This window comes from Collinsella sp. AF05-9 (assembly GCF_003465595.1).
In the GTDB taxonomy this organism is placed as follows: Bacteria; Actinomycetota; Coriobacteriia; order Coriobacteriales; family Coriobacteriaceae; genus Collinsella.
In genome coordinates this window covers 1-2,536 of sequence record NZ_QSBB01000064.1, presented here as the reverse complement: position 1 = coordinate 2,536, position 2,536 = coordinate 1, and the positions used below count along the sequence as shown (strand labels likewise).

Genomic DNA, 2,536 nt, shown 5'->3' with positions numbered 1-2,536 from the left:
GCTTGGTTTTGGAAGTTCGCGAAGCCCACTTCTCAAAACCAAGCACCCCGCCCCGGGTCTCGTCTGTGTATTTCCCGCTGAGTGAGCTATAGATGCCATGCACCGATGCGCTAAAGCGGCGACTTGAAATTGGTGCTATATTTAACTCGAGTTGTTAAGTGTTAGTACGGGAGTCTGATATGGGGCTGTTCAAGAAGAAAAACCCGCAGGATGCCTTTGATCCCGATGTGTTTACCATCACGGACACGATTTTGGACCCGCCGCGCTTTACGTTTTTGCCGGCTATCTACCAGGATGCCACGCGTCGCAAGTGGGCCGTGCATCAGCGCGGCGCGACCCCGAGGATTTTTGACTACGCGGATGTGCTGCAATGCGAGATTGTCGAGACCGGAAATCCCGAGGATGTGCCGCAGCTCAGCAATCGAGAGCTCGCTCAGCAGATTTTGATTAACCCAGCTCAGGCTACCAAAAACAATGCCGCCAAGCGTAACATGTGCCTTGGTATGGGTGTCGTCGTTGCCGTGCAAACCGGCGAGGATGAGATTTCGAAGCTTGAGATTCCTGTGACTGCGGGCGAAGTCAAGCGAGACTGCGGCCTATATCGGTCGTATCGGAACGTTGCGGAACAGATCAAAGAAGCCTTCGACGCCATGGGGCGTTCGGAGCAATGATGCCCGCAGCATCAAGCGGTCGAGGAGCCTTACCCATGTCGAGTGAACCATATGCGATTCCGCCCAAAGATCGCGCCTTTGAGGGCATTCTTTGGTATATCAAACATTATGACCTGCAGGGTGGCGACCGGCTGCCCGCCGAGCGCGTGCTCTGTGAAGAGCTGGGCGTGTCCCGCACGGCGTTGCGCGCTGCGATCACGCGTCTCATTTCGTGCGGAACCTTGGAAAGCCGCCGCGGTTCGGGCACCTATGTGTGCCCGCCCAAGCCGCTGAACATCTTTCAGGAAACGTGGAACTATACGCAGGCGGTGGAGAGGGTCGGCTCAAAGTCAACCGCACGCCTGGTATGCTCCAAGGTCGTGTACGCCGATATCGACCTGGCCCAAAAGGCCCAAATCGAGCTGGGCATGCCGCTCTTCTGCATTCGGCGCGTGCGCGTGGTCAATGGTTCCCCGGCGTCGATCGAGACGGCATACGTCAATCTGTCTTTGTGTCCCTCGCTTCCCGATCACGATTTCGAGCAGGAGAGCCTCTACGACGTTTTGCTCAAAGAGGGGAATGTCCGCGTGTCGCACGGCAAGGAGCATATTTCCATCAGCCGTCTGAACGCCGACGAGGCCAAGTTGCTGGATGCCCAGGAGGGCGCCCCGGTGTTTTATAAGGCTTCGCACGAGCGCGATGAGAACGATGGCTTTGTCGAGTATTGCAAGTCCGTGACCCTGCCGACCAAGTATCGATTTGCCGATAACGGTGAGGCAGACGGCGTTGCGACGAAGGTGGGTGTCGAATGGCTGAGGCAGTAGAAGACTTGCCGGTTTACAAGCAAATTCGCCGCTGCATTGCGGAGCGAATCGAGCGCGGTGACTATCCGACGGGCTCGATGATTCCGTCCGAAAATGAGCTGGCCGAGGAGTTTGGCACGACGCGCCTGACCATCCGCAGCGCCATGGATGAGCTGGTCAAAAGTGGCCAGATTCGTCGCGTGCAGGGCAAGGGCGCCTTTGTGGGGCACAAGTGGTTTGACGAGCACGCTCGCAAGGGCGGCTTCCGTCAGTCGGTTTTAGCTTCGGGCGCGACGCCGTCGGTGCGCATCCTGGCGCGCTCTAAACGCTATGCCGGCCCGTATTATGCCGACTTGTTTGGTATCGGCGAGGACGATCTGCTCTACTCGGTGCGCCGTCTTAACTGCATTGATGGTGAACCCGTGTCGATCGAGATGACGCTGATCCCGTGTCTGCTGTTCCCTGGCATCGAAGACGTGGACATATCGGTTTTCAGCCTGTATGAGACCTATGACATGTTGGGCCGAAAGCCAGATAAATCGATTGAGAAGCTCGATATTGAGGCGCTGGGCGCACGCGATGCGAGTTTGCTCGATCTTGAGCCGGGCGACCTGGCCCTCGTGCTGGAATGCCTGACCTATGACTCGAGTGGACAGGTTATCGAGTGTGCCAAGTCTTTTACCCGCGGCGATGCCGGCGGATATACCTACAACTATTAGTGTTCAGAGCGTCCTTGTGTACGGCAGGGCGCTCGTCTTTTATGGCCATATGTCGCTTGACCGATGGGCGGCAAAAACTGACCGTCTACCGAGAGAGGAGGATAAAATCGAAAAATCGGTATTAAAAACGGCTAACCTGTAATCGTTCACTGGTATTAAGAACCTTTGAATTGTTGAGCTTGGGGCCAAGATGACCACAAGGTTAGGCGGTGCGGCGGGACGGCAAGCCCGTCCGGGCCGTGTGACAATTCAAACTGCTCGTGAAAGGAGCGGGAATGAAGGAGACCGAGAAGATCGAGATCATGCACTTCGACCAGGAGGGCTACCTCGAGGACGGCAGGAACGTCTACGAGGCGGGCAAGAA

General features: G+C 56.6%; 3 protein-coding genes. All 3 read left to right on the top strand.

Features of this window, described 5'->3' with window-relative positions; all coding sequences use genetic code 11:
- The first annotated feature begins 179 nt into the window (after nucleotides 1-179).
- Genes DWV43_RS09890 through DWV43_RS09880 form a run of 3 tightly spaced genes read left to right on the top strand, consistent with a single transcriptional unit; the run spans nucleotide 180 to nucleotide 2,172 of the window.
- Nucleotides 180-671, top strand: a complete 492-nt coding sequence (locus tag DWV43_RS09890; RefSeq protein ID WP_117636071.1) for a hypothetical protein — start codon at nucleotides 180-182, stop codon at nucleotides 669-671.
- 35 nt (nucleotides 672-706) lie between these two features.
- Nucleotides 707-1,474 carry a GntR family transcriptional regulator gene (locus tag DWV43_RS09885; RefSeq protein WP_055252185.1) on the top strand — a complete coding sequence of 256 codons (768 nt, stop codon included), beginning with the start codon at nucleotides 707-709 and terminating at the stop codon, nucleotides 1,472-1,474.
- A complete protein-coding gene (locus DWV43_RS09880) occupies nucleotides 1,459-2,172 on the top strand; it encodes a GntR family transcriptional regulator (RefSeq protein ID WP_055252186.1) in 714 nt (237 codons plus the stop codon). Before DWV43_RS09885 ends, DWV43_RS09880 begins: the two co-directional genes overlap by 16 nt.
- Nucleotides 2,173-2,536 lie beyond the last annotated feature (364 nt).

Coding starts and splice junctions, on each gene's coding strand:
- DWV43_RS09890 (WP_117636071.1), top strand. CDS start 180: ATGGGGCTGTTCAAGAAGAAAAACCCGCAGGATGCCTTTGATCCCGAT.
- DWV43_RS09885 (WP_055252185.1), top strand. CDS start 707: ATGTCGAGTGAACCATATGCGATTCCGCCCAAAGATCGCGCCTTTGAG.
- DWV43_RS09880 (WP_055252186.1), top strand. CDS start 1,459: ATGGCTGAGGCAGTAGAAGACTTGCCGGTTTACAAGCAAATTCGCCGC.